Genomic DNA, 24,469 nt, shown 5'->3' with positions numbered 1-24,469 from the left:
CAGCATCGAGGAGGCCCAGCACTTTGCCACCCAGTGGCTCTGGACTTGCAACACCGACCGCCCGAACATGGGCATCGGCGGCATCACGCCCGCAATGAAACTGAAAATGGCTGCGTAAGTTCTACGACCACGTCCCGTTGAAAACGGGAGGAATACCAAGCCGCCAATCTGACTGCCTCGAAAAAAGAGCGCAATTCTGCTGCACCTCATCACGACCACTCTCATGGCCAACTCTCTGCGCTGAGCATCGTTGTGCACACTGACGTCATCAGTAGGCCAGATCTCGTTGGTGCTGAAGATCAGCAGAACAAAAATCGCAGCTGACGCCAGTGTCGGATTTTGAGGCGGAGCCCAAACCCATCGGGTACTTCAATCTTCTTCGGAGATATGCGCAAAAGTTGGTGACACGGCTGATCAGGCGGCAGCTTGAAGTTGGCGGACACCGTCGCGGAACTCAACCCCGCTGATGACCTCGGGCAGGCGGTTGCGGCCATCGAACTTACGCCATTTTGCCTGGGCGGAGATCCTGAGCCTGAACGCCATGGCGAGGCCGGTCTTGCGGCTCAGGCAGCCCTTAGTGCGCTCCGTTCGATGTCTGACGGTGGCAAATGTGCTCTCGATCGGGTTGGACGTGCGAACGTGTTTCCAATGTTCCGCGGGGTAGTCGTAGACGCTCAGGAGCGCGTCCCGGTCTTTGACCAGTTTGGCGAACGCCTTGTCCCATTTCACGCCGTAGGCCTCGACGAAGAACTCGAAGGCGACGTTGGCTTCGGCTTTTGTGCCGGCCTGCCACCCTCTCGTGACATTGCTGCGCAATGCACTGCAGGGCAGTGGATGTCGTGCAGGTGCGCCTTTGCCTTGGCCTGAACGGATTTCGGCATCGCGTTCAGCACGTTCATGGTCTTGTGGAGCCTGCACCGCTGTTCGCGCGTCGTTGGGAACACCTCGCGGAGGGCTGTCCAGAATCCGAGGGCGCCGTCGTCGATAGCCAGTTTCGGATCCTGCTTCAAGCCGCGACGCTTGAGATCGAGCAGAACCTCCCGCCAACTCTGGGTGCTTTCACGGAACCCGTCGGTCATGGCCAGAAGCTCCTTGCGACCGTATTCGTCTGCTCTGACGATCACCAGAACGCATCGTTTTTCCTCGGCCATCCGAGGCTTGAAGTAGACGCCATCGGCCAGATGTTGAGAAACCGACGGGCACCGAAGTCGCGCTTTTCCCAAGCCTCGTATTCAGACCACCAGTCCGCTTTCAACCGCGTGATCGTCGTGGCCGACAGGCCTTTGGCATTCGGCCCCAGCAGCGCCGCCAGCGCCTCGCCGAAATCACCCGTGGACAGGCCTTTCAGGGAAAGCCATGGGAGCAGCTCCTCGACCGACTTTGCCTTGCGCAGATACCGCGGTAGGATGCTGGGAGTGAACGTGATCTTGTCGACGCCAGGCTTGCGATTACGGACACGCGGCACCGTCACGGGAACCGGCCCGATCCCGGTCATCACTTCACGCTCAGGCAGGTGGCCATGACGCACCAGTCGCGCGCGGCCATTTTCGAGCTTCTCCCCGGCAAACGCCGTCATCAGCGTGGCCTGTTCCGCGTGGATCGCCTGTTCGATCAGCTTGCGCGCGCCGGCCCGAAGGACGGCCGTGAACGGGTCAGAGCCAAATCCCGATGGATCAGGCAGCTTGGTGATGGTATCGTCAGACATGCTGCATATCCCTTTCTCGGTTGAGAATTGACGGCGACTCGACACCTCCATGATATGCCGCCCCTCAGGACATCACCAACTTTCGGCTATAGCTCTCTTCTTCGCGCAGAAATACACTCAGCTGATCACGCGGCGCTTCGTTTCGGATTCTTCATTTCCTCATCCTGTTTCCACACTCCAGCACTGCTCCGATCCACGGCGGCATCGGTCGTAAACTTTGCTGCAACAGCTGCCAGTTTCCCTGCATCGTCTTCAAGCAGTGCTGTGGCATTCGCCGAATTTTGAACCATCGCCGCGTTGTTTTGCGTGACACTGTCCAACTGTGCCAAGGCGACATTTACTTCCTTCAAACTGATTGACTGTTCATTCGCGGCCTGGGCAATACCCTCCATCATGGCCGATACACCGTTGAAACGCTCGAGCATTCCTGTCAGCGCGGTCCCCGCTTTGTCGACCAAATCGAAACCTTGACCGATCTCCCCTGCACTTTCCTCGATCAAGCTCTTGATTGCCATGGCTGATTCCGACGAGCGGTGCGCCAGTCCCCGGACCTCTGCAGCGACGACGGCAAAGCCACTGCCCGCCGCACCAGCACGAGCGGCTTCGACACCGGCGTTCAAAGCCAAAAGGTTGGTCTGGAACGCGATGTCGTCGATCACATTGACGATACTGGAAATTTTGTCCGAACCACCTTTGATTCGCTGCATCGCTTCGACAGCCTTGCGCATTTCTTCACCAGTCCGTCCGGCTTCCAGTTTGGAGGCGTTCAAGCTGATTTCCACTTCGCGCGCATTCTCGGCTGACGTGTTTACATTCATGGTGACCTGATCCAACGCAGCAACCGTTTGCTCCAGAGTTGCCGCCTGGTTCTCAGTGCGTTGAGAAAGATCCTCATACGCACCGCTGATCTCGGTTGCACCGCTGCGGATGCCCGCAGATGCCCGTGTCAACTCGGCCAGAACGTCGCGCAAGGTGTCTTGCGCCCGATTGAAATCATCACGCAACGTTGCGTAGCCTTCAGTCATCTGATCGTCGATACTCTTGCTCAAGTCTCCCTTGGAGAGACGTGCCAGCCCACTTCCGATCGCTTTGACTGCTGCCTCCTGCTCCGCCATCCTTGCTTGCCTGTCAGCTTCTTGACGTGCAGTCATATCTTCCTTTTCAAGGAGACCGTCGCGGAAGACCGACAAAGCACCGGCAATACTAAAAATCTCTGTGCTTGATCGATCAAAGCCACGAATTTCTTGGAGGTCGCCTTGCGCAAGGCGTTCCGTGGCCAAACGAAGTCGGGTCAAAGGACGCTGCACAACAAACCGTGTCATGAGGAAGGCCGCCAGAACAACGGCGCCAAGCACCAACAAAAGCTGCGTCAAACGTTGCTCAGCGTCTGCAACATTACCCTGGATTCGGGTTGCCATCTCCGCGATCTCTGCCCTGCTTTCGGAGCCGAGCCTTGAAGCGAGATTGCTGATCTGGAGGACGGCAGCAGATGTCGCCGCGATCGCTGTTGAGGCCGAGGCATCCGCTTCAAGAACCGAAAGCTTGTAAGCAAGAAGGCCGCTGTCCGGGTCCGCCAGTGCAGCGAGACCACGGAGATCTTCAGCCATCCTGCCCTCGGCAAAATCGCTATATTCCGCGAGCGCTATAGCAGCCTGTCTCAATGGTTCAGCGGCTGCCTTGGCCTCTTCGGCCGCCCCAGCAATGACAACATTCAGCGCCGCCTGCTGGAAAGAACTGATCAAGTTGCTCGCTTCAAATAGCGAGATTATGCTTCCCACTTCATTGCCCAGCAGGTTTTCGATCGAGTCGTGACTGTTTGTAACTGCCTCGTCCGCCGCGAGAACCAGCATGAAGTTCAGGTCGTCCAAGGCTCCGGACAAACCAACATCAAGATCCCGGCGGGTGCTCAGGATTAGTTGACGTGTTTCGGCGCGAAGCGTTGCACTTTGTGAACCGAGTTCTGTGAACTGTGTCAAACCCGTCTCTATGACGCCAATATAATCCGCCAAATACGAATTGGATTTCAAACTCTCGTAGGTGGAATTCAAACGTTCCAGGGATCCGGTGGCAATATCGTTCAAAATGGATCTTGTTGACGCATCATTCGTCACTTGCATCGAGAATAGAACACCAGAAAGCAGGTTAATTTCTGATCGCGCCTGCATGACGCCCTGCAAAGCGGCGAATTGATGTTCGACCAGATTGGTCAAAGTTTCACCAACGTACGAGACGGTTTCTTCACCACCAAGTGCAAGGTCAAAGTTGGCCTCATCGGCCAATTCTATCATCGAAGTCTGCAAGCTCGCACCATGCACCTGCAGTTTCGCCAATTGCTCGGCAATGCCGGCCTCGTTGAGGAATTGCCGTCGGCGCGCTTCGGCCAGCGTCGATAGCATAGCCGTGGCGTTTTCGGCGTCGTCAAGAACGAGTTCCGCCATATTCTCCGGAAGCTCCGAGACGGCAGCAGTCAAGGCTCTTGAGGCCACGTTGACATCTTCGGTCCGCGTCTTGAGCGCATCGGCATCCGGCGCCATCAAAACGTTCAGCATGGCGTTTTTGGCGGCATCGGCTGTCTGAACAAGCGCACTACTCTGTTCGAGTGTCTGAAGCTTGGATTCGGTCAGCTCGATCATGTTGTCGTGAACCTCGGAAAAGACGAGATACGCAACGAAACCGACAAGACCCGAGACGCCAGTCAAGGAAAGCAAAATCAACGTAATCTTTGCACTCAGACTGGAAAACGGTCTCCATTTTCGCCGTCCTGACATCATTTTTTTCTCGCTCATAAGGGGGCCTCAACTGGGTGCTTTAAGCTTGCCCGTCGCGCGGGCAAGCCAGTTGCTTCGAGATGCAGGGTTACTCGACGGGCTCGAAGGTGCCGTCCTTTGTAATCCGGGTCAGGAACACGGTATCCATGCCCTGATTGTCACCGGGGCCGAATTGCATGGTCACACCGCCGAAATCCACGGTTTGCAGATTTGCCATAGCCTCAAGATAGCTTTCACGGGTGAGATCCTGGCCCGCTTCCTGCATCGCCTTGATCGCGAGACGTCCGGTCAGATACCCTTCAAGCGAGACAAAACCGGGTTCGGCCGACGCATCGACAGCGGCCAGTGCCGCCTGGTATTGCGCGACGACCGGGACGGAAGCGTCCCACGGGAACGGAACAACCTGGCTTACGATGACGCCTTCGCCCGCTTCGCCGAGTTCTCCGGCCAGCGCCTTGGAACCAACAAAGGAGATATTCACGAAGGTCGGATCAAATTTCAGCTTGCGCGACAGTTTGATGAATTCGGCCACCGGTTTGTAAGCGCCCACCATCACAACCGCATCCGGCTTTGCTTTGCGAATCTCAAGGAGTGCCGTCTTCACCGCCACGGTGTTGCGGGTATAGGTACCTTCCGCAGACAGCGTCATGCCGCGTTTTTCCAAAGCTGCGGTAACGCCCGCCAGGCCGACACGCCCGAAGCCGTCATCCTGGTAGAGGATGGCGATTGATGTCATGCCTTGCTGATCGACGAGATAGTCGATCCAGGCTTCAGTCTCCGCGAAATAGCTCGCGCGGACGTTCAGCACATTGTTCAGAGCACTGTCACGAAGGAAACCCGCTCCGGTAAACGGACCAATGAATGGCATCCGCGCTTCGGTTGCAATTGGTTGCGTTGCGGAGGCCGTCGGCGTGCCCACGGCGCCGATCAGGCCGATGTGGCTGTCTTGAACGATTACCGTTTTGACGTGTTCGATGGAACGGTCCGGCTCGTAGCCATCGTCTACGCTTTCCAGTACAATTTCGCGTCCGAATACGCCGCCGGTGGAATTTGCCTCTGCGAAAGCCGCTTGTAGGCCAAGGCGCATACCCTGGCCCAGCGCGGCAGCCGGGCCTTCCAGCGCCGCAACCTGTGCAAAGCGCACTTGCTGGCCATCAATCCCCTGCGCAGCCTGTACAAATCCGGGCGTTGCGAGTACGATCGCCGCCATTGCCGATAATTTTCTGAAGCTCATGGTCCACAATTCCTTTCGCTGGTCCTGTCGCGTTTAGAGCAGCAGAATCTTATTGATTCATTATCGACTCCCCAAAAAATCCGGACAATCCGGCATATCCGGCCTGCTCACTGCCAATAAGCTGTGTGGTGTCGCCAGTGTCCAAGGCGCTCCTTAATAGGCCTCTACGTCCCGCAACCCTTGCAACAGACGCGGCTCTGAGCCATCTAGCACTGCAAGGAAACCGCAGGAGCGGAGGCGAGAATGCTGGAATTGGGAACAGGACAGGCGCCGGCGGGCGATCTGGTCAAGGACATCACCGAAGCGGAGTTCATGGCGGAAGTTGTGGATGGATCGCAGGATGTGCCGATCATCGTAGACTTCTGGGCGCCATGGTGCGGCCCTTGCAAGACGCTCGGACCGGCGCTTGAGGCGGCGGTCGCGGCGGCGGGCGGCGCGGTGCGCATGGTCAAGGTCAACGTCGATGAAGCGCAGGCCATCGCCGGTCAGCTGCGCATTCAGTCGATCCCGACCGTTTATGCTTTTTTTCAGGGCCAGCCAGTGGATGGCTTCCAGGGCGCCCTGCCCGCCTCCGAGATCAAGGCCTTCATCGAGCGCGTGGTTCAGGCCGCAGGCGGCGATGACACCGGCGGTCTGGATGACGCGATCGCCGCGGCGCAGGAAATGCTCGATCAGGGCGCGGCCACCGATGCCGCCCAGACCTTTGCAGCCATTCTCGAAGAAGAGCCGTCCAGCGCCAAAGCCTATGCCGGTTTGGTGCAATCTCATATTGCCATGAGTGATCTGGATCAGGCGGAAGCCATACTGAACGGCGCCCCCATCGAGATTTCCACCGCGCCGGAATTGGAAGCCGCCCATGCGGCGCTCGAATTGGCGAAGCAGGCGGCGAATGCCGGTCCGGTGGCCGAGCTACAGGCACAGGTCGAGGCCGAGCCGGACAATCATCAAGCGCGCTTTGATCTCGCACAGGCGCTTTATGCGCATGGCGACGCCGAGGCCGCCGTGGATCAGCTTCTGGAGTTGTTCCGCAAAGACCGCGAATGGAACGACAGCGCCGCCAAGACCCAGCTTTTCACCATTTTCGATGCGCTCAAACCTAGCGATCCCGTGGTGCTGAAGGGGCGGCGGAAACTTTCGTCGATGCTGTTTGCCTGAGGCGCTGTGCGGACTACCTCGGCTAGTATGAAACAGTCGACTGACCTTCCGGGACTCATTCCCGTGTTTCCGTTGCCCGGGGCGCTGTTGTTGCCGCGCTCGCGGTTGCCGTTGCACATCTTTGAACCGCGCTACCTTGCGATGCTGGAGGATTGTCTCAAGACGCCACACCGGCTGATCGGCATGGTACAGCCGAACGCGGTTCCCGGCCGCGATGAGAGTGGCCTGCACAAGATCGGTTGCGCAGGCCGCGTAACCCAGTTTTCCGAGACGGAAGACGGGCGTTACATGATCACGCTGAGCGGCATATCGCGGTTTCGGGTTCAGAGTGAGGTCGATGGATTTACTGCCTACCGGCGCTGCGAGGTGTCGTGGGACGGGTTTGATCAGGACCGTGCGCCAATCAGCGACACCGACTGTGCTTTTGACCGCAAGGTGTTCATGCGTCTGCTGGATCGCTATTTCGCGTCACAGGACCTTTCGGCCGACTGGCAAACTCTGGAAGATGCCGAGGATGAATTGTTGATCAATTCTCTTTCAATGCTTCTGGACTTTTCGCCCGAGGACAAGCAGGCCCTGCTGGAAGCACCGTCGCTCGGGACACGGCGAGAGACTCTGGTGACGCTGATCGAATACGCCATGCGCGGCGGAGAAGGGGATGTGATGCAATGAGCGAAAAAGCGTTTGATCCGCGCATGCTGGAGGCATTGGTCTGTCCGGTCACGCAGGGCGGTCTGGACTACGACATCGACCATCAGGAATTGGTGAGCAAAACCGCCGGACTGGCCTTTCCGATCCGGGCTGGCATTCCCGTCATGTTGGTGGATGAGGCGCGGGAGTTAAAGGGCTGAGTCCTTTTGCGCGGCTCACTTTGCCCGCCGCGTATTTTCTCTAAAGTCGCATTAAATCCGCCCGTTACTCCAACGTGGCGAGAGCTTGAGCAAAGACCGCTGCCTCGACGTTGCCGCCCGAAATGGTTGCAATGGCGGTCTCTCCTTCAAGCTCATCGCCATGGAACAACGCGCCGGCCAAGGCCACAGCGCCGCCGGGCTCTGCCACGACCTTGAGATGACGGAACGCCAGTGCCATGGCTTTGAGCGCCTCTTCGTCCGTGACAACAACGCCTGGTCCGCACAGACGCGACGTGATCGGGAAAGTCAGCGCGCCGGGCGTCGGCGTCAGGATCGCATCACAAAGCCCTCCCGCCTCGCGCGCGTTTGACTGCCGCTCGCCCAGAGCAAGCGACCGGGCGGTGTCGTCGAAACCCTCGGGTTCCGCGGGGCGAACCCGCATCCCGGGAGCCCGCGCCTCCAACGCAAGGGCGATCCCGGCGGTCAAACCACCGCCGCCGCAGCAGACAAGGACTTCTGCCTCGGTTATGCCCAACTCGGCGGCCTGCTGCGCAATCTCAAGACCGCATGTCCCCTGCCCTGCAATCACTTCCGGATCATCATAGGGTTTGATCAGCGTCAGACCGCGTTCGGCAGAGAGGCGCGCGCCGATGCTCTCACGGCTCTCTGCCCCGCCCCGCTCATACAGCACGACTTCGGCGCCAAGCGCCCGCGTGTTTTCGATCTTCAGGCGCGGCGCGTCGGAGGGCATGATGATCACCGCCGGCGCCCCATGTTCCCGGGCCGCCAGCGCAACGCCCTGCGCGTGGTTCCCGGAAGAAAAGGCAATGACTCCGCGTCGCCGCGCGCCCTCGGGGAGCGCCGAGAGCGCCGCCCAGCCACCCCGAAACTTGAAGCTGCCGGTGCGTTGCAGGCATTCCGGCTTGATCAAGAGCCGCCGACCGGCGATCTCGTCGAGCGCCGGAGCGCCGAGCAAAGGCGTGCGCCGGGCTTGACCTTTGAGCCGTTCACCGGCGGCTTCGATACGGGCGATGTCCATCGGGGACTCCTCGGATAGGGCGGGTTTTGCGCGGCGGAGTGGGCCTCGGTTTGTCAGGCTTGTCAACGCAAAGCCGTCGCGCCATTGTGCCGCCATGATCGAACGGACGGCAGAGCAGGACGGGACGCGCAGTCTGGCGCTATACTCTCCGTGCGAGCGCTATCGTTACGGTCTCTCGCGGGAATGGGACGGAGGACGCCCTGGGGTGCTGTTCATCATGCTCAACCCCTCCACCGCCGATGAGCTGCGCAATGACCCCACCATCGAGCGGTGCCAGCGCCGGGCCCAGGCGATGGGTTGCGGATCGGTTTGGATTGCCAACCTCTTTGCCTTTCGCGCCACGAAGCCCGAAGACCTCCGCCGCGCCAAGGACCCCATTGGTCCCGAAAACGAAGCGCTCCTTTGCGACTGGTCCGGCAAGGCACAGATGACCATCGCGGCATGGGGCGTGCATGGGTCATTTCTTGGGCAGGCGGCGCGCGTGGCCCCCCGCCTGCGCGGCGATGTGCGGCATCTGGGGCTGACAAAGGCTGGCCATCCGCGTCATCCTCTCTATGTTTCCTACGCAGTGGACCCGATACAGTGGAGCAAAGACACCCGTTATGCAGCTTGACCCGGAGCGTTCCGAGCAATTCCATCAGGACCTGACACGGCTGGCCGACGAAGTTCACCGCCTGAACAGGCATCGGTTCATCCGCGTGCAAAATTCCTTTGTCCGACTGATCCTTTTCCAATTCGTGCGCGGACTTGCCCTAGGCCTCGGCACGGTTATTGGAGCCTCGGCGCTGGTTTCGGTGATTGTTCTGCTGCTGAGCCAGGTCGAGTTCATTCCGATCCTTGGCAACCTCGCAACCCAGATCATTCAGGAAATCCAACCCGGCGAGCGCGAAATCACCCGTTAATCATCATTAACCTGTTTGGGAGAATTTCGTTGATCGACGCAGGGCAATACCGGATATTGTCATCGGTGGAGTGCGGGGTGTCCAATCATGTTATTTCTTGCTGGCCTCATGGGTATGATGGTTCTTGGATCGGTCGCCTTTGTCGGGCTGCCAGTTGGCGAGGATGACGGAGCGGACGAACCGGCCGATGCCCCCACAGGCGGCGTTGAACCGGATACGGATGCTCCTGACGAAGACGGCAAAAGCACCGGAACAAGCATCCTTGATTTCGCGACACGCAGCGACGCCGCCGAAGGGGCCGACACCCCCGCACCGGAGATCGGCGCCTCTCAGCAGACCACGACTCAGACCGTGACCATGGACATCGGGATGACACAGGATCCCGGAACGGCGGGCCCTGTGACACAGACCACCACGCTTTTCGGTCGCATGGGATTGATCAATATGCCTGGTTTGATCGAGGCAGGCAGCGACGCGGACGACACGCTCGACGGCACAGACGGCACCGATCTGCTCAATGGCGGTGCGGGCGATGATCTGATCAACGCGGGTGCCTCCGATGACGAATTGCACGGCAGCGACGGCAACGATACCCTGCTTGGCGGCAGCGAGAACGACACGTTGCACGGCGGCGCGGGCGATGACCTTCTGTCGGGTGGCGAAGACGATGACGATATCTACGGCCACGATGGCAACGACGTCATGAGCGGTGATGCCGGTGATGATGATCTCTACGGCGGCCTCGGCGATGACCTGATGGACGGCGATGAAGGCGACGATGCGCTGCTGGGTCGGGAGGGCGCGGATACCGTGGCGGGCGGCCTTGGACAGGATACGTTGTTTGGCGGTTGGGACGACGATCTTCTCATCGGCGTAGAGCGCGATGACGATGGCGCAGACACCGATGAGGGCGATTACCTCAATGGCGGCGACGGCAACGACACACTGGTCGCGGGAGAAGGGGATACTGTCTCCGGTGGCGAGGGCGCGGATGTTGTGATTCTTGGCGACTGGATCGAAGATGACGCAGCCGCGCTCTATGACTTTGACGCCAGCGAAGATCAGATCGTGATCGTCTACGACGACAGCGATGGCGATGCGGAGCCGGATCTGGAAATCCGCGTGAGCCAAACGGATCCGGCTGTGTCGGAGATTGTTCTGGATGGTACGGTCCTCGGAACGCTGGCCACCAGCAGTGCGCCGGACATCTCGTCCATTGCGCTGGTCGGCGAAAGCGCAGCAGGCGCGTTGATCTGATCCTGCCGAAACCGATCGGTGCCTAAGCTGCACGATCGTTTCACACCAACAATCGGACGCAACCAATTCAGGGGCTTTTCAAACCTCACTGAATCGTCTATCTGCCACCATCCGCCAAGAGTGCGGATATCTCCACGGGCCTTGCTGGACGACATCCCGGCTCGCGCCATTACCCTCAATCCGAAAGGAGACCCCGATGTCGATTACGCCGGAAGAAAAAAACCGCCTGATGAAAGAATTCGCAACCAAAGAAGGCGATACCGGTTCGCCGGAAGTCCAGGTTGCTGTTCTGACCTCGCGCATCTCCACCCTGACCGAGCATTTCAAGACGCACAAGAAAGATAACCACTCGCGTCGTGGTCTGCTCAAGCTGGTTGCTCAGCGCCGTAAGCTGTTGGACTATACCAAGGCCAAGGACGAAGCGCGCTACCAGGACCTGATCAAGCGCCTCGGCATTCGCCGCTAAGCGCGTTGGCCCAGCACGGGCCATGAAGGATACAGAAACGCCCGTCTTCCTTGGAAGGCGGGCGTTTTGCCCTGTCGGTGGCTTCGTCAGCCTCGCTAGACCCTTAGAGATCGAAAGACGCAAAAACCGGCGCGTGATCGGATGGTTTATCCCAGCCCCGCGCCGCCCGGAGCACTCTCGATCCATGGGCCGAAGCGGAGATGTCCGACGTCGCCCAGACATGGTCCAGCCGCCGCCCCTTGTCCGCAGCATCCCAGTCGCGCGCGCGATAGGACCACCACGAGTAGAGTTTGCCATCTGGGATGTCTTGCCGCGTGATGTCCACCCAGGCTCCGGCGTCTTGCACCGCACCCAGCGCGTCGACCTCTACTGGCGTGTGGCTCACGATTTTCAGCAGTTTCTTGTGATCCCAAACGTCGTCCTCGCGCGGAGCGATGTTCAAATCCCCGACCAGTATGGATTTTTTCGGCCTCTCAGCATGAAACCAGTCTCGCATCTCCGACAGATAATCCAGCTTCTGTCCGAACTTTTCGTTCTTTTCACGATCCGGAATGTCTCCGCCTGCAGGAACATAGAAATTCTGGATGACCACTCCGTTCTCAAGCTCGGCAGCCACGTGTCGTGCGTGTCCGAGCGCGGCGAAATCCCTGTCACCGACGTCTCGCAACGGCAGTTTCGACAGGATCGCGACACCGTTATAGCCCTTCTGACCACGCGCCACCATGTGGCCGTAGCCCAGCGCCTCGAAGCCTGCCATCGGGATCTTGTCGACCGGGCTCTTGCACTCCTGCAGGCACAGAATATCCGGCCCCTCCACCCGCAGGAGCTGCTCCACCAGGTCAGCCCGAAGCCGGACCGAATTGATGTTCCAGGTCGCCAGTGTAAAACCCATTGCCGCTCTCCTATCCGCGTTTCAGCGCAGAGTGCAACGTGCCGGGGCGAGGCGCAACCCGGCGCGACTTATCGTTGAAAACAAGGGAAAATTCCGCTGCGCACACGATACCGCGTGTCAGATGATTTCATCCTCATCAAACAGAGCATGGACATCGGGATGCGCATCGAAGTCGCCTGCGGCCTCCTCTGCCATCTTGCGTTTGTCGGGGCGGGCGATGTGGAACAAGGCGTCGCCTTCGTTGACCACCGGCAGGTTCGTGCGCCCGACGATGATGCCGTGTTCCTCCGCCACCACCTCGGCCTCGTGCTCGCCGAACGGATCTGAAACGATCCCTAGAATCATGCCCGGCTCGACCCAATCGCCGCTGGCCTTCAATGTGCGCAGCAGTCCGCCGGATGGCGCACGCAGCCACCCTGAGCCCTCGCAAAGCACCCCGTGCTTGCGCGGTTTTGGAACGCCACGCGGCGAAATCATCTCCAGCTCGGACATGACTCTCAGGATACCGGCAACCCCGGCGCGTGCAGCGAACTCATCGAACCGCAGCCCTTCGCCGGCCTCGTAGAGCAGCACGTCGACACCGACGCGTTCCGCCTCCATCCGCAAAGAGCCCTCGCGCATTTTCGACATCATGGTCACCGGCGCCGCGAAGGCATCACCCAGGACCTTCAAGCGCGGGTTGCCCGGAGACAGGCGTATTTGCGGCAGGTTCTCGCGACCGACAGCGGCGGAATGCAGATCGACCCCCACGTTCGACCGCATGACAATCTCGGTCATGAACAAATCCGCCAGCCGGGCCGCGAGGGAGCCGGAGGCATGGCCCGGAAAACAGCGATTCAGATCGCGCCGGTCCGGCAGGTAACGACTTTGGTTCAGGAAACCAAAGGCGTTTACAATCGGCACCGCGATCAACGTCCCAGCCAGGCGCGACACCGGCGCCGCCTTCAGAAGCCGCCGCACGATCTCCACTCCGATCACCTCGTCGCCATGGATGGCGGCAGAGACAAACATGACCGGTCCGGGCTTTTTCCCGTGGACCACATGGGCGGACATGGTGACGGGCGTATGATCCGACAGAACCGACACCGGCAATTCCACCGTGCGCCGGGTTCCGGACGGTATGGTTTCGGAGCCAATAACAAAGGCATCGGGCATGGGGAGTCTCCTGTGCGTGTCTCAGACCTACGGTGACACACAGCGGCGCGCAACTGTCTGTCCTGCTTCGGGAACGCCTCATCCGGAAAATGCCGATTTCATATGACGGATCAGGAAGACCATCGCATTTGCCGGTGACGCGTCCATGTCTGCGCGCACTGGCAAATGGCGATCGGGACACAATCCCGGCTCAGTACCGGCTTGGCAGATTAACACGCCACAAAATCAATTAAGGGTTTACACAGTGGCCAAGGTCTGCGCAGATTTGCTCTTATTGGAAATTTTATTTTAGGAAAAAGTATGACGCGTTTGAAATTTCCGGCCCTCTTGGCCGCGACTATCGTATTTGGCCAAATGGGCTTTGCCGCCACCGTCAATCCCGATGCATTGGAAAGCGCAACGCCCGGGGGCGACTATAGCGATACCGAAGGCGCAGGTCCGAATATCGCGCCCGGCGGCATTCTTGTCGGAGAAACCAGCCTCTATGGGCGTTTGAGGCTGAATTGCGTCGCGGGCGATTGCAGCGACACGTCTGGCCTGCGCGACCCGTCTGATGCGTTTTTCGCGACCATCGCAGCGGACACAGAGATCACAAACCTTACGTTCAGCCTTGGCTCGGAAACGGCCTCCCCAAGTTTCTCCGGTGTGAACTTTCTGGCCCGGGTGACAACGCCTCTCGGCTTTACGATTGACCAGAGTTTCACTGGCGGTGTGAGCAACCTCAACATCGTGCCCGCCTTGTCGGGAGCCTCCATCGGCCCGGGAACATATGGCTTCTATATCACCGCGTCGGACTCCGGTCCGTTGGTTGATTTCTCCGGTATCGTGAACTGGTCGATGACAGCAACAGTCGTGAGCACCGCCGCTGTGCCATTGCCCGCCACTTTGCCATTGCTTCTGGCTGGCATGGCCGGCTTTGGCGTGATCCGGCGCAAGAAACGCGGATAACAGGGGCGGATGGACAGCGTGCCAGTGGACGGCCCTTATCGACCTATGGGCCGACCCCGATCTTTTTGATCGTCCATCCACGATCCAGACAGCGCCCAGATCCGCAATCGACGCATATGCAAAACCCCCGGCGTATTGGCACCGGGGGTCTTGTCAGTTCACGCAATCAAGGCAAGCGGCGTGTCATGCCGGGTCCTTGGCAAAGCGCAGGTAGGGCAGCTTGATATCCAGCGCGCCATATTTCTCGGTCGCGGCGGCGTCGTCCAGCGACAAGGCCACGATCACATCCTGACCGGTTTCCCAGTTCGCCGGGGTCGCCAAGGGTTGTTCATAGGTCCGCTGCAGACCGTCAAGCGCGCGCAAGATTTCGGCAAAGTTCCGGCCCACCGACATCGGGTAGGTCATCATCAACTGCACTTTCTTGTTCGGCGCGATGATGAAGACGGAGCGCACTGTCGCGCTATCCGCAGGCGTGCGACCGTCGGGCAGGTAGGCATCGGCAGGAAGCATGTCGAGCGCCTTGGACACGGTCAGGTCCTCGTCGGCAACAATCGGAAACCCGGCGGGCGCGCCTGCGGTCTTTTCGATATCGCCTTTCCACTGCTTGTGCTCGCCCACACCATCGACGGAAATGCCCATCACCTTGGTGTTGCGCTTGGCCCATTCGCCAGCCAGTTGCGCCACGGCGCCGAATTCGGTGGTGCAAACCGGGGTGAAATCCTTCGGGTGCGAGAACAGGATCGCCCAGCTGTCACCGATCCAGTCATGGAGCGTGATCTCGCCCATATCGGTGGGAACGGTCAGGTTCGGAATCTCTTGGTTGATGCGCAGGGCCATGGAAACATCCTTTCTCGTGGGTTTCGCCTGCGGGTGTAAAGCCTACGCAGGCGGTGTGTAAACGCAGTTTAGATATATTCTGAATTCTAAATTTAAAGGCGTACTTGAACCTTCTGATCGCCGATGACACAGTACGGCCAAAGACCGACCAAATGGTCGGGAAAACGGACACGTCGATCGCCAATGGGAGGCTCAACATGATCGAGAAAAAGCAATTCTACATCAACGGCACCTGGGTCAACCCCGTCGAGGGGCGCGACCATCCGGTCATTGATCCATCCACGGAAGAGGCCTGTGCCGTGATCTCTCTGGGCGGTCAAGCCGACACCGATGCCGCTGTCGCCGCCGCCAAGGCCGCGCTGCCCGGATGGATGGCAACCGCTCCCGAGGACCGTATCGCGGCTCTGGAACGCGTCTATGAAGCGTACAAGGCGCGCAGTGAGGATCTGGCCAAGTCCATAAGTCTCGAAATGGGGGCACCCATCGCGCTCGCCAGCACCGCGCAGGTCGGGGCTGGACTCACCCATCTGAAGAACTTCATCCGCGCCGCCAAGGCTTTCCCATGGGAAGCGCCGCTTGGCGATCATGCGCCGAACGACCGCATCATCCACGAAGCCGTGGGCGTCTGCGGTCTGATCACGCCGTGGAACTGGCCGATGAACCAGATCACGCTGAAGGTTGGCGCGGCGCTGGTGGCGGGCAACACGATGGTGCTCAAGCCCTCCGAAGAAAGCCCGCTCGATGCCATGGTCTTTGCGGAGATCATGGACGCCGCGGATCTGCCCCCGGGGGTTTTCAACCTCGTGAACGGCGATGGCGCGGGCGTCGGCTCCCAGTTGTCGGTGCATCCGGATGTCGACATGGTCAGCTTCACCGGCTCCACCCGGGCCGGCATTGCAATCTCCAAGGCGGCAGCGGATTCGCTCAAGCGCGTGCATCTTGAGCTCGGCGGCAAGGGAGCCAATCTCGTCTTCGCCGACGCCGACGAAAAGGCCGTCAAGCGCGGTGTGCTGCACATGATGAACAACTCGGGCCAGTCCTGCAACGCGCCGTCGCGCATGTTGGTCGAAGCCTCGCGCTATGAGGCCGCCGTCGAAGAGGCCGCCTCAATCGCCGCCAAGGTCGAGGTCGGTCCCGCTTCCGAAGACGGACGCCACATCGGCCCGGTGGTCAACGCCGCCCAATGGGACAAGATCCAGGACCTTATTCAGAAAGGCATCGACGAAGGCGCTCGGCTGGTCGCCGGTGGCCTCGGTCGCCCCGATGGTCTGAACAAGGGCTTCTACGTGCGCCCGACGGTCTTTGCCGATGTGACGAATGACATGACGATCGCGCGCGAAGAGATCTTCGGCCCCGTGCTTTCCATCCTGAAGTTCGAAACAGAGGATGAGGCGGTTCAGATCGCGAACGATACCCCCTATGGCCTGACCAACTATGTCCAAAGCACCGACGATCAGCGCCGCGTGCGCCTCGCCCGGCAATTGCGCTCCGGGATGGTCGAGATGAACGGCCAGTCGCGCGGAGCCGGTGCCCCGTTTGGCGGTATGAAAGCCTCCGGCAATGGCCGCGAGGCAGGCAGCTGGGGCATCCACGACTTTGTCGAGGTCAAAGCCGTCAGCGGCTGGGCCGCCGAATAACAACGTATTGCGCGGGATCGGCTATGGTCCCGCGCATCACGACCCAACGTTCAAGGATGGGCAAACCGGCCCGGGCGTCTTCGCTTTGCAAGGACTTCGGGGGGCGGGTCGCCGCGCCATGCGGGCAACGCGCTGCCTGCCCAAGGCAGGACATCAACGCGTGAGAGCGCACGGGTCCGTAGGGCGGGGTTTCACCCCGCACGTCTGTCAAAAATCCGGCTTCGCCCGAAATTTCATGCCGCGCCCGTTTTCGGGATGGTTCACGCGCAACTCTTCTGCATGCAACATCATGCGCGGGTAAGACGCCGCAGTCTCGGGCGCGTACAGTTCGTCGCCCAGAATCGGATGCCCCAGTGCCAGCATATGTACGCGCAGCTGATGGCTGCGTCCCGTATGCGGAAACAGCCGCACCCGCGTTTCACCGTCTCCGGATTTCACCACCTTCCAACCGGTCAGCGACGGTTTGCCGGTGTCATGGCAAACCATCTGACGCGGGCGGTTGGGCCAGTCGACGATCAGCGGCAGGTCCACCTCGCCGTCCTTCGGCTCCAACTCTCCTGCCAACCGCGCCACGTAGGTTTTCTTGACCTTTCGCGCTTCGAATTGCTGCCCGAGGTGTTTTTGCGCATGGGCGGTCAGGGCAAAGACCATGACGCCGGACGTGTCCCGATCCAGCCGATGCACCAGTCGCACGGTGGGAAAGGCCGCCTCAAGCCGGGACAACAGACAATCCTCCAGCCCCTCTCCCTTGCCCGGTACGGACAGAAGGCCGGCGGGCTTGTGGACGATCAGCAGATCGCTGTCTTCATGCAGGACGGGGATTTCCCCCTGCGGCGGATCATAGGTGTCGCTCATCCGCCTCCTTTAGGCGCGGCGGGGCGGGGAAGGCAAGCCTTCCGCGCCGCATTGCTCGGCCTTCGGGACCACACGGCATCCAAGGCAGGGCAACCGTCCCGCGCCTAGGCGATGTCGTAGCCCGCACATTTCAAACGATCTGCAATCGCGCGAATGTGCTCCGGCCCGGTTTCGCAACAGCCGCCGACGAGCGTGGCGCCCATATCAAGCCAGGCCATCACGTGATCGGCATAGGCATCGGGTCCCATATCAGCGCGCGCGCTCAGCGCATCTACAGTCGGAGCATCGACAAGAAAGCCATCGCTGATCGCGGTAAATCCATTGGCATAGGCGCCAAACGGCAGCTCTTGCCGCGCAAACACTTCCAGCGCAGCCGGCATCGCCTCCGGGGTCGAGCAATTTGCGAGAAGCGCCGCCGCCCCGTCCAGCAGGGGCAGCAGATCGGCAACAGCTTCGCCGGAGCGCAGCCGCGCCCCATCCGCGTCGTCCACCGTCACCGACAGCCAGACCGGCTTGCCGTGATCGCGCGTGGCAGCAAGGGCAGCGCGGGCATGGTCAAGCGATGCGACGGATTCGAGCAAGAACAGATCCACATGCGGTGCCTGCAGGTCGGCGATCTCGCGATAGAGCGGCACAGCCTGAGAAACCGGCGGGTGCACGTCAGGGCGATAAGTGGCTCCAAGCGGCCCGATGGCCCCGGCGATCCGTCCCTGTCCAAATCCATCCCGCGCGGTGCGCGCCTCCTCCAGCGCTTTGGCATGCAACGATTCGAAGGCGTCTTCGAGCCCTTCCCGCACAAGCCTGTCACGCAGGATCGCATAGGTGTTTGCCGTCGCGATGACGGCACCGGCCTCGAAATAGGCGCGGTGTATATCAGCCACCAGACCGGGCCGATCCATCATCACGCGCGTTGACCAGAGCGCGGTGGGCGCATCGCCCGATCGCTTTACCAGTTCCTGCCCCATGCCACCGTCGAGCAGGGTGATTGCAGGTTTCGTCATCGGTCAGTCCTTTTGTGGCAGACCATCGCAAAGGGTGTAGTAGTCCCCTTTTGTGGCTGTGAAGATGTGTTTTTCGAGAGCAAGGCCGGTTGGCCCGTCGATTGCGCCGAGAGCAAAGCTCATGGTGTCCTCTTCATGCGCCTTCCAGAACAGAAACGCGCCGCAGTCCGGGCATATGCCACGGTGTGCCACCTCCGTCAGCGCAACCCATTTGACCGGGCCAGCGATGGCGAGCGCGCTTGCCTGGACATAGGCAGAACTCCAGACATGCCCGGACATCTTTCGGCACTGCGAGCAATGACAGCACGAGGCCCCGAGCGGCACATCATTGACCGCAAAGGTGATCGCCCCACAGGCACAGGAACCCTGCATTACAACTCTCCCAAGGGTAGGGCCGTGGCGGCGAGCGCGAGGCCATAGAGGATGAAACATCCTGCCAATACGCGGCGAATGGTGGTGTTGGCAACCGCCGAGAGCGCCGCCTTCCCGATCATCACGCCGAAGGTTGTATAGGTGACATAACTCGCGGCGGTGATCGTCAGCGCCGTGGGCACGATCACCCACATTTGCGGCCCGATGGGTATCTCCGTCTGCACGAATTGCGAGAACGCGGCAAGATAGCCCGCAACCGACTTGGGGTTGATCGTCGCGATCATGAAAGCGCGTGAATAGATGTGGCGCGAGGGCGCCTCGGCCTGCGCCATGGGCTGCGCGGCGCGGCGCCAGTTTCGCAGCCCCAGCCCGATCAGCACCAACGCCCCGACGATCTTGGCGATCAGGAAGCCCGCAGGAGAAGCCGTCAGAAGCGCGGTGATCCCCGCCGCCGACAAGAACAGGAAAAGCAGCGCCTGCGTCATGATACCCAGCACCCCCCACAGGCCGCGGGCAAAGCCAAAACTCATACCGTTTTGAATGCAGTTGACGGCATTGGGCCCCGGCGAGGTCACGAAGAGCACCCAGAAGCTCGCGAATACGATCCAGCCTTCGAGCGTCATTTTATCCGGCCTGCGGCGCCAAAAGCGCGTTCAGGAGACATCGGCACTGGACCCGCCCAAGACACGCGCCGATGGTCTCAGGAGGCATCTGCAAAGGTCGCATTCAGGATTGCCTGCAGCGCCTCCGCATCCGCCCGGTCGAACGCGCCCGACCTGTCGCTGTCGATATCCAGAACGCCAAGCAACGCACCGGCCGCATTGCGCACCGGCAGCACCAGCTCGGAGCGAGTCGAACTGGAACAGGCGATATGCCCTGGAAAGGCCTCTACATCCTCAACGATTTGCGCCTCACCGGTCCGTGCGCAAGCGCCGCAAACCCCGCGCGCGAAAGGAATGACAAGGCATCCGTGGCCGCCCTGATACGGCCCGATCTTCAAAAGCCCGGGCTCAGTGACGCGGTAGAACCCGGTCCAGTCAAAGCGTGCATCGGCGTGATGTATCTCGCACGCCAAGGTGGCCATGAGCGAGACCGTGTCGGTCTCACCCTCTGTCAGGCTCGCGATGGTTGCGCTCAGTGCGGTGTAGTCAACGGTCGTCATGGGAAGTCCTGTTGCGAAGGCGGCTCACAGCCGCTCTATGGCAATCGCCGTGCCTTCGCCACCGCCGATGCAGATCGCCGCAACACCGCGCTTCAATCCACGTGTCTCAAGCGCATTGAGCAAGGTGACGATGATCCTCGCCCCGGAGGCACCAATCGGATGGCCCAGCGCGCAGGCGCCGCCATTGACGTTTACGACATCGCGCGGCAGGCCCATTTCCGTCATGAAGGCCATGGGCACAACAGCGAAGGCCTCATTGACCTCCCACAAGTCCACATCCGAAGGCTTCCAGCCGATCCGCTCCAAAAGTTTCCGGGCGGCGGGCACCGGGGCCGTGGGAAAGTCTTTCGGCGCCTGTGCATGGCTGGCATGGCCAAGTATGCGGGCGCGCGGCGTGGCGCCACTGGCCGCGGCTTGGGCCAGCGTGGTCATCACCAAGGCCGCCGCGCCATCCGAAATAGACGAGGAATTGGCAGCCGTGACCGTTCCGTCCTTGCGGAAGGCAGGTTTGAGCATCGGGATTTTCTCGGGACGGGCCTTGCCGGGCTGCTCATCGCGCGTGATGATCTCTTCGCCTGTTCGCGTGTGCAGCGTCACCGGCGTGATCTCACCGTCGAACGCACCAGAGCGTTCCGCGTCGAGCGCGTTCGAAAGCGACGCAAGCGCGTATTGGTCCTGCGTTTCGCGGGTGAATTGAAACGCCTCGGCGCAATCCTCGGCAAAGGTGCCCATCAGGCGGCCCTTGTCATAGGCATCCTCAAGCCCGTCGAGAAACATGTGGTCAATCACCTGCGTGTGGCCGATCCGGGCGCCGCCACGCATCCTGGGCAGCATGTAGGGCGCCTGTGTCATCGACTCCATGCCGCCGGCGACCATCAAACTGGCGTGGCCCAGCGCCAGCCGATCCCAGGCCATCATCGCCGCCTTCATGCCAGAGCCACACATCTTGTTCAGCGTCGTTGCCGGCACCTCTTCGCCAAGCCCGGCTGCAAACCCAGCCTGCCGCGCGGGTGCCTGTCCCTGCCCTGCTGGCAGGACGCATCCCATCAACAGCTCATCAACGGCGGGATCCCCTGCCTGTTTCAGCGCTCCGGCGATCGCGGCCCCACCCAGCGCAGAAGCGCTCACGCTCTCGAACACGCCCTGAAACCCGCCCATCGGGGTGCGTGCGGCTCCTGTGATTACGACGTCTTGCATGGTGTCTCCTCCAATGTCTGCCCCCTGAATACCGAATGGTAAGGAATGCCGTCTAGGGTGCTGGACAAAGAGCACCTGAGAGGCAGCCATGAACCTGACAACACAAACTCACGGCGCGGTCCAGATCATTACGGTCGAGGCGGACCGGATCGACGCCGCCGTCGCCATACAATTCAAGGACAAGATGCGCGAAGTGGTAGTCGGCGCCGATGATCGCGTCGTCCTCAATCTCGAACACGTGGATTTCATCGATTCGAGCGGCCTCGGCGCGATCGTCGCCGCCATGAAGCTGATGCCCGATGGGCGAAAACTGGAACTGTCCAGCCTCACCGCCAATGTCGACAAGGTTTTTCGGATGACCCGCATGGATTCGATTTTCAAAATTCACGAATCCGTCGACGCAGCGACGCAAACCGCCGCCTGACCGGCAGCGATGGGAGAACAGGCCATGCAGCCGGTTGAAGACCAGGACGGCAGTACGCTGCGCTATGTCCTGTCCAGCCGCCCGGAAGCAGTCCGGGAGACCCTTGGCGATATCCGGAACGCTCTGATCCAACGGGGCGTACGCGCGGAAAAACTGGGTCCTTGCGAACTCGTGCTTGCCGAGGCGATGAACAATATCGTGGAACATGCTTACAAGGACGCTGACAACGGCGAGATCCGGATTACGCTCTCGCTGGACGCCACACATCTCAAGGCGCGGATCGAGGACTCTGGCGGCATGATGCCGCAAAGCAGCTTGCCCACCGGCGAAATGAAATCGGTCGATGTTGCCCTGGCAGATCTGCCGGAAGGCGGATTTGGCTGGTTCCTCATCCGCAGCATGACCGACGAACTGCGCTATCGCCGCAAGGACGGGATCAACCTGCTCGACTTTTCGATCCCGATCAAGGACGCCGACTGACATCGCGCACCCCGTCCCTCACCGCTTGGGAATCGTTACAATTCCCTGCTTCTTCAAATCGTCCGCTTGGCGCCATATTCACGACAGAAAGAACCGGCATTCCTGTTCTTGTAGCTGCATAAAGCTTCCCTCGGCGTCGCGCATTAACAGCCCCCACCCAGTGCGTGGCGCCGAGGCACTTACTCCGATCCCCGACATTGCAATCGTCCTTCCCGCGCCGCGCGCGGCGAATTCGGCATTGCCAGGTGGCCGCTTACAAGCCGTGCATTTTCCCAAACCGCACCACAATTCTGCCCGCATTGCGCGACAAGATCCGTCTTGTAGCTGCAATAGGCTTCACTCGGCGCCGTGCATTAACAGCCCCCACCCAGTGCACGGCGTCGAGACACTTCTTCCAAAGCATAGCCTCCATTGACCTCGGCCCGCACGGGTCTATCCTCGCGCCGAAAGCATTGAGGGAGGAGCCTGACCCATGCGTGATTTCCAACTACCAGGACGCTCGGCGGTCTATGCCACGAATGGCATTTGCGCGACCTCGCATCCGATCGCCGCGAACGCAGCTGTCGAAATTCTGCGCCGGGGCGGCAATGCCATGGACGCCGCCATCGCGGGCGCTGTACTGCTTGGCCTGGCCGAGCCGCAAATGACCGGGATCGGCGGCGATTGCTTTACGCTCGTCTCGCCCGCCGGCAGCGACGATGTCATCGCCGTCAACGGCTCCGGCCGCGCGCCGGCCGCCGCCTCCGCCTCAAGTCTGCGGGACAAGGGCATGGCCACTGTGCCGCTGAACACGCCTGATGCGGTCACCATCCCTGGCGCGATCGACGCCTTTTGCACCATGTCGGAAAACTGGGGCAAGCTCGGGCTTGCCGACAGCCTCGCTCCGGCGATCCATTACATGGAGCACGGAATTCCCATCGCGCCGCGCGTTGCCTTCGACTGGGCCAGGGACGCGGGCGTCCTGCAAGGCCACGCGCTGCGCCATTTCCAACCCGGCGCCATCCCGAATCCCGGCGATCTTTTTGCCCTGCCCGCGCAGGCCGAGGCTCTGAAACGCATCGCAAAAGACGGGCGAAAAGGGTTTTACGAAGGCGAAGTGGCCGAGGATATGGTGGCGTCGCTGCAAGCGCTCGGCGGCAAGCACACGCTCGATGACTTTGCCGCAACGCACTGCACGGTCGGCGCCCCGGTCGGCAGCGATTATCGCGGGCGTGAGCTTCTGGAGCACCCGCCAAACGGTCAGGGCATCATTGCCCAATTGATGCTGAATATCCTGTCGCAGTTCGATATTTCCTCGCTTGAGCCGTTTGGCGCGGAGCGTGTGCACCTCGAGGCGGAGGCGGCCAAACTGGCTTATGACGCCCGCAACCGGTTCCTGTCTGATCCGGAGACCATGGACCGGCTGGAGCATCTGACCAGTATGGAAACGGCGGTAGAGCTCGCCGGGTTGATCGACCCCAAGCGCGCCATGGCCTCTGCCACACAGGCCTCCGAAGCGGTGCATAAAGACACGATCTACATCACCGTGGTCGACAAGGATCGCATGTCCGTATCGCTGATCTATTCGGTCTTTCACGGCTTCGGCTCCGGTATCGCGTCCGACAAGTTCGGCATTCTTTTTCAAAATCGCGGCGCGGGTTTCTCGCTCAAGGAGGGGCATCCGAACGAGATGCAAGGCGGCAAGCGCCCCATGCACACCATCATCCCCGCGATGCTGCGCGATGGCGGACGAGTGACGATGCCCTTTGGCGTAATGGGCGGACAATATCAGCCCAACGGCCACGCCCGCGTGGTGTCGAACATGACCGATTTCGGGATGCATGCCCAAGAGGCGCTCGACGCTCCGCGCAGCTTTGCCGAAGCAGGCAAACTGCGACTGGAGCGCGGTTTTGCCCCGGATGTTGCCAAGGTATTGGCCGAGAAGGGGCACGACATCGAAACCCCCGAAACGCCCATCGGGGGCGCACAGGCGATTGTTATCCATGAAAATGGCGTTCTCGAAGGCGCATCCGATCCGCGAAAGGACGGCTGCGCCATCGGCTACTGAAACTGCGGCGGGGGCCGGGACAATCCTGCAAATTTTCATCAATTCGCAGGGCTGGCCAGACAGTTGCCCCCGCCCCGCCCAATTT

At 60.7% G+C, this 24,469-nt stretch carries 24 protein-coding genes and 2 pseudogenes; 13 read left to right on the top strand and 13 right to left on the bottom strand.

Annotated features, from left to right (window positions below; translation table 11 throughout):
• A pseudogene (locus ACN2XU_RS10530) lies at positions 1-118 on the top strand (IS3 family transposase); the annotation flags it as partial.
• A gap of 296 nt (positions 119-414) precedes the next feature.
• Here the strand turns inward: ACN2XU_RS10530 and ACN2XU_RS10525 are convergent.
• The 3 genes and pseudogenes from ACN2XU_RS10525 to ACN2XU_RS10515 all read right to left on the bottom strand — a co-directional run bounded on the left by ACN2XU_RS10525 (position 415) and on the right by ACN2XU_RS10515 (position 5,707).
• Positions 415-1,705: pseudogene (locus ACN2XU_RS10525) on the bottom strand (IS256 family transposase).
• Positions 1,706-1,830: 125 nt separating this feature from the next.
• Complete coding sequence (locus tag ACN2XU_RS10520) at positions 1,831-4,491, bottom strand: methyl-accepting chemotaxis protein (RefSeq protein WP_419410392.1); 2,661 nt, start codon at positions 4,489-4,491, stop codon at positions 1,831-1,833.
• A 70-nt stretch (positions 4,492-4,561) separates the two neighbouring features.
• Complete coding sequence (locus ACN2XU_RS10515; protein ID WP_419410391.1) at positions 4,562-5,707, bottom strand: ABC transporter substrate-binding protein; 1,146 nt, start codon at positions 5,705-5,707, stop codon at positions 4,562-4,564.
• A 243-nt stretch (positions 5,708-5,950) separates the two neighbouring features.
• Here ACN2XU_RS10515 and ACN2XU_RS10510 point away from each other — a divergent pair, with 243 nt between their 5' ends.
• Genes ACN2XU_RS10510 through ACN2XU_RS10500 form a run of 3 tightly spaced genes read left to right on the top strand, consistent with a single transcriptional unit; the run spans position 5,951 to position 7,713 of the window.
• Positions 5,951-6,862 carry a tetratricopeptide repeat protein gene (locus ACN2XU_RS10510; RefSeq protein WP_419410390.1) on the top strand — a complete coding sequence of 304 codons (912 nt, stop codon included), beginning with the start codon at positions 5,951-5,953 and terminating at the stop codon, positions 6,860-6,862.
• A 27-nt stretch (positions 6,863-6,889) separates the two neighbouring features.
• The gene (locus tag ACN2XU_RS10505; RefSeq protein ID WP_419410389.1) at positions 6,890-7,534 is read left to right on the top strand and encodes an LON peptidase substrate-binding domain-containing protein; all 645 of its coding nucleotides are present in this window, start codon (positions 6,890-6,892) and stop codon (positions 7,532-7,534) included.
• Entirely contained in the window at positions 7,531-7,713 is a 183-nt protein-coding gene (locus tag ACN2XU_RS10500; RefSeq protein WP_419410388.1) for a Trm112 family protein, read from the top strand. Before ACN2XU_RS10505 ends, ACN2XU_RS10500 begins: the two co-directional genes overlap by 4 nt.
• A gap of 64 nt (positions 7,714-7,777) precedes the next feature.
• Here ACN2XU_RS10500 and ACN2XU_RS10495 read toward each other — a convergent pair whose 3' ends face one another.
• The gene (locus ACN2XU_RS10495) at positions 7,778-8,752 is read right to left on the bottom strand and encodes a threonine ammonia-lyase (protein ID WP_419410387.1); all 975 of its coding nucleotides are present in this window, start codon (positions 8,750-8,752) and stop codon (positions 7,778-7,780) included.
• A gap of 94 nt (positions 8,753-8,846) precedes the next feature.
• Between ACN2XU_RS10495 and ACN2XU_RS10490 the strand changes: the two genes are divergently transcribed.
• From ACN2XU_RS10490 to rpsO, 4 genes are all read left to right on the top strand, one after another.
• The gene (locus ACN2XU_RS10490) at positions 8,847-9,365 is read left to right on the top strand and encodes a DUF1643 domain-containing protein (protein WP_419410386.1); all 519 of its coding nucleotides are present in this window, start codon (positions 8,847-8,849) and stop codon (positions 9,363-9,365) included.
• Positions 9,355-9,654, top strand: a complete 300-nt coding sequence (locus ACN2XU_RS10485) for a DUF5665 domain-containing protein (RefSeq protein ID WP_419410385.1) — start codon at positions 9,355-9,357, stop codon at positions 9,652-9,654. The genes ACN2XU_RS10490 and ACN2XU_RS10485 overlap by 11 nt, the downstream gene beginning before the upstream one ends.
• An 87-nt stretch (positions 9,655-9,741) precedes the next feature.
• Positions 9,742-10,911: a calcium-binding protein gene (locus ACN2XU_RS10480; protein ID WP_419410384.1), complete on the top strand. Its 1,170-nt coding sequence runs from the start codon at positions 9,742-9,744 to the stop codon at positions 10,909-10,911.
• A 196-nt stretch (positions 10,912-11,107) separates the two neighbouring features.
• Positions 11,108-11,377, top strand: coding sequence for a 30S ribosomal protein S15 (gene rpsO / locus ACN2XU_RS10475; RefSeq protein ID WP_419410383.1), 270 nt, complete (start codon positions 11,108-11,110; stop codon positions 11,375-11,377).
• A gap of 103 nt (positions 11,378-11,480) precedes the next feature.
• On the opposite strand, the gene ACN2XU_RS10470 is transcribed toward rpsO, so the two are convergent.
• Together ACN2XU_RS10470 and ACN2XU_RS10465 are read right to left on the bottom strand one after the other, a co-directional pair.
• Positions 11,481-12,269 (bottom strand): exodeoxyribonuclease III, encoded by a 789-nt coding sequence (locus ACN2XU_RS10470; RefSeq protein WP_419410382.1) that lies wholly within the window; start codon positions 12,267-12,269, stop codon positions 11,481-11,483.
• Positions 12,270-12,386: 117 nt separating this feature from the next.
• Complete coding sequence (locus ACN2XU_RS10465; protein ID WP_419410381.1) at positions 12,387-13,424, bottom strand: succinylglutamate desuccinylase/aspartoacylase family protein; 1,038 nt, start codon at positions 13,422-13,424, stop codon at positions 12,387-12,389.
• Positions 13,425-13,724: 300 nt separating this feature from the next.
• Between ACN2XU_RS10465 and ACN2XU_RS10460 the strand changes: the two genes are divergently transcribed.
• Positions 13,725-14,372: a VPLPA-CTERM sorting domain-containing protein gene (locus ACN2XU_RS10460; protein WP_419410380.1), complete on the top strand. Its 648-nt coding sequence runs from the start codon at positions 13,725-13,727 to the stop codon at positions 14,370-14,372.
• A gap of 183 nt (positions 14,373-14,555) precedes the next feature.
• Here the strand turns inward: ACN2XU_RS10460 and ACN2XU_RS10455 are convergent, their stop codons facing one another.
• A complete protein-coding gene (locus ACN2XU_RS10455) occupies positions 14,556-15,209 on the bottom strand; it encodes a peroxiredoxin (RefSeq protein WP_419410379.1) in 654 nt (217 codons plus the stop codon).
• 197 nt (positions 15,210-15,406) lie between these two features.
• On the opposite strand from ACN2XU_RS10455, the gene ACN2XU_RS10450 reads away from it, so the two are divergent.
• A complete protein-coding gene (locus ACN2XU_RS10450; RefSeq protein WP_419410378.1) occupies positions 15,407-16,846 on the top strand; it encodes an aldehyde dehydrogenase family protein in 1,440 nt (479 codons plus the stop codon).
• A gap of 207 nt (positions 16,847-17,053) precedes the next feature.
• Here the strand turns inward: ACN2XU_RS10450 and ACN2XU_RS10445 are convergent, their stop codons facing one another.
• From ACN2XU_RS10445 to ACN2XU_RS10420, 6 genes are all read right to left on the bottom strand, one after another.
• Positions 17,054-17,701, bottom strand: coding sequence for an RluA family pseudouridine synthase (locus ACN2XU_RS10445; RefSeq protein WP_419410377.1), 648 nt, complete (start codon positions 17,699-17,701; stop codon positions 17,054-17,056).
• Positions 17,702-17,805: 104 nt separating this feature from the next.
• On the bottom strand, positions 17,806-18,702 hold the full coding sequence (locus tag ACN2XU_RS10440) for a homocysteine S-methyltransferase family protein (RefSeq protein ID WP_419410376.1): 897 nt from the start codon (positions 18,700-18,702) through the stop codon (positions 17,806-17,808).
• Positions 18,703-18,705: 3 nt separating this feature from the next.
• Positions 18,706-19,074 carry a GFA family protein gene (locus ACN2XU_RS10435; protein ID WP_419410375.1) on the bottom strand — a complete coding sequence of 123 codons (369 nt, stop codon included), beginning with the start codon at positions 19,072-19,074 and terminating at the stop codon, positions 18,706-18,708.
• A complete protein-coding gene (locus tag ACN2XU_RS10430; RefSeq protein WP_419410374.1) occupies positions 19,074-19,697 on the bottom strand; it encodes a LysE family translocator in 624 nt (207 codons plus the stop codon). The genes ACN2XU_RS10435 and ACN2XU_RS10430 overlap by 1 nt, the downstream gene beginning before the upstream one ends.
• A 77-nt stretch (positions 19,698-19,774) precedes the next feature.
• Positions 19,775-20,236: a free L-methionine (R)-S-oxide reductase MsrC gene (locus ACN2XU_RS10425; protein ID WP_419410373.1), complete on the bottom strand. Its 462-nt coding sequence runs from the start codon at positions 20,234-20,236 to the stop codon at positions 19,775-19,777.
• A gap of 24 nt (positions 20,237-20,260) precedes the next feature.
• Entirely contained in the window at positions 20,261-21,433 is a 1,173-nt protein-coding gene (locus tag ACN2XU_RS10420; RefSeq protein ID WP_419410372.1) for an acetyl-CoA C-acyltransferase, read from the bottom strand.
• 88 nt (positions 21,434-21,521) lie between these two features.
• Here ACN2XU_RS10420 and ACN2XU_RS10415 point away from each other — a divergent pair, with 88 nt between their 5' ends.
• From ACN2XU_RS10415 to ACN2XU_RS10405, 3 genes are all read left to right on the top strand, one after another.
• Positions 21,522-21,857, top strand: a complete 336-nt coding sequence (locus ACN2XU_RS10415; RefSeq protein ID WP_419410371.1) for an STAS domain-containing protein — start codon at positions 21,522-21,524, stop codon at positions 21,855-21,857.
• Between the two features lie 24 nt (positions 21,858-21,881).
• A complete protein-coding gene (locus ACN2XU_RS10410; protein ID WP_419410370.1) occupies positions 21,882-22,337 on the top strand; it encodes an ATP-binding protein in 456 nt (151 codons plus the stop codon).
• Positions 22,338-22,809: 472 nt separating this feature from the next.
• Entirely contained in the window at positions 22,810-24,384 is a 1,575-nt protein-coding gene (locus ACN2XU_RS10405; RefSeq protein WP_419410369.1) for a gamma-glutamyltransferase family protein, read from the top strand.
• Positions 24,385-24,469 lie beyond the last annotated feature (85 nt).

The organism is Pacificoceanicola niger (genome assembly GCF_048553275.1).
Classification (GTDB): Bacteria; Pseudomonadota; Alphaproteobacteria; order Rhodobacterales; family Rhodobacteraceae; genus Pacificoceanicola.
This window is presented reverse-complemented; position numbering and strand designations above follow the sequence as displayed.

Coding starts and splice junctions, on each gene's coding strand:
- ACN2XU_RS10515 (WP_419410391.1), bottom strand. CDS start 5,707: ATGAGCTTCAGAAAATTATCGGCAATGGCGGCGATCGTACTCGCAACG.
- ACN2XU_RS10465 (WP_419410381.1), bottom strand. CDS start 13,424: ATGCCCGATGCCTTTGTTATTGGCTCCGAAACCATACCGTCCGGAACC.
- ACN2XU_RS10510 (WP_419410390.1), top strand. CDS start 5,951: ATGCTGGAATTGGGAACAGGACAGGCGCCGGCGGGCGATCTGGTCAAG.
- ACN2XU_RS10450 (WP_419410378.1), top strand. CDS start 15,407: ATGATCGAGAAAAAGCAATTCTACATCAACGGCACCTGGGTCAACCCC.
- ACN2XU_RS10405 (WP_419410369.1), top strand. CDS start 22,810: ATGCGTGATTTCCAACTACCAGGACGCTCGGCGGTCTATGCCACGAAT.
- ACN2XU_RS10495 (WP_419410387.1), bottom strand. CDS start 8,752: ATGGACATCGCCCGTATCGAAGCCGCCGGTGAACGGCTCAAAGGTCAA.
- ACN2XU_RS10460 (WP_419410380.1), top strand. CDS start 13,725: ATGACGCGTTTGAAATTTCCGGCCCTCTTGGCCGCGACTATCGTATTT.
- ACN2XU_RS10440 (WP_419410376.1), bottom strand. CDS start 18,702: ATGACGAAACCTGCAATCACCCTGCTCGACGGTGGCATGGGGCAGGAA.
- ACN2XU_RS10485 (WP_419410385.1), top strand. CDS start 9,355: ATGCAGCTTGACCCGGAGCGTTCCGAGCAATTCCATCAGGACCTGACA.
- ACN2XU_RS10420 (WP_419410372.1), bottom strand. CDS start 21,433: ATGCAAGACGTCGTAATCACAGGAGCCGCACGCACCCCGATGGGCGGG.
- rpsO (WP_419410383.1), top strand. CDS start 11,108: ATGTCGATTACGCCGGAAGAAAAAAACCGCCTGATGAAAGAATTCGCA.
- ACN2XU_RS10500 (WP_419410388.1), top strand. CDS start 7,531: ATGAGCGAAAAAGCGTTTGATCCGCGCATGCTGGAGGCATTGGTCTGT.
- ACN2XU_RS10425 (WP_419410373.1), bottom strand. CDS start 20,236: ATGACGACCGTTGACTACACCGCACTGAGCGCAACCATCGCGAGCCTG.
- ACN2XU_RS10470 (WP_419410382.1), bottom strand. CDS start 12,269: ATGGGTTTTACACTGGCGACCTGGAACATCAATTCGGTCCGGCTTCGG.
- ACN2XU_RS10435 (WP_419410375.1), bottom strand. CDS start 19,074: ATGCAGGGTTCCTGTGCCTGTGGGGCGATCACCTTTGCGGTCAATGAT.
- ACN2XU_RS10520 (WP_419410392.1), bottom strand. CDS start 4,491: ATGAGCGAGAAAAAAATGATGTCAGGACGGCGAAAATGGAGACCGTTT.
- ACN2XU_RS10490 (WP_419410386.1), top strand. CDS start 8,847: ATGATCGAACGGACGGCAGAGCAGGACGGGACGCGCAGTCTGGCGCTA.
- ACN2XU_RS10480 (WP_419410384.1), top strand. CDS start 9,742: ATGTTATTTCTTGCTGGCCTCATGGGTATGATGGTTCTTGGATCGGTC.
- ACN2XU_RS10430 (WP_419410374.1), bottom strand. CDS start 19,697: ATGACGCTCGAAGGCTGGATCGTATTCGCGAGCTTCTGGGTGCTCTTC.
- ACN2XU_RS10410 (WP_419410370.1), top strand. CDS start 21,882: ATGCAGCCGGTTGAAGACCAGGACGGCAGTACGCTGCGCTATGTCCTG.
- ACN2XU_RS10415 (WP_419410371.1), top strand. CDS start 21,522: ATGAACCTGACAACACAAACTCACGGCGCGGTCCAGATCATTACGGTC.
- ACN2XU_RS10505 (WP_419410389.1), top strand. CDS start 6,890: ATGAAACAGTCGACTGACCTTCCGGGACTCATTCCCGTGTTTCCGTTG.
- ACN2XU_RS10445 (WP_419410377.1), bottom strand. CDS start 17,701: ATGAGCGACACCTATGATCCGCCGCAGGGGGAAATCCCCGTCCTGCAT.
- ACN2XU_RS10455 (WP_419410379.1), bottom strand. CDS start 15,209: ATGGCCCTGCGCATCAACCAAGAGATTCCGAACCTGACCGTTCCCACC.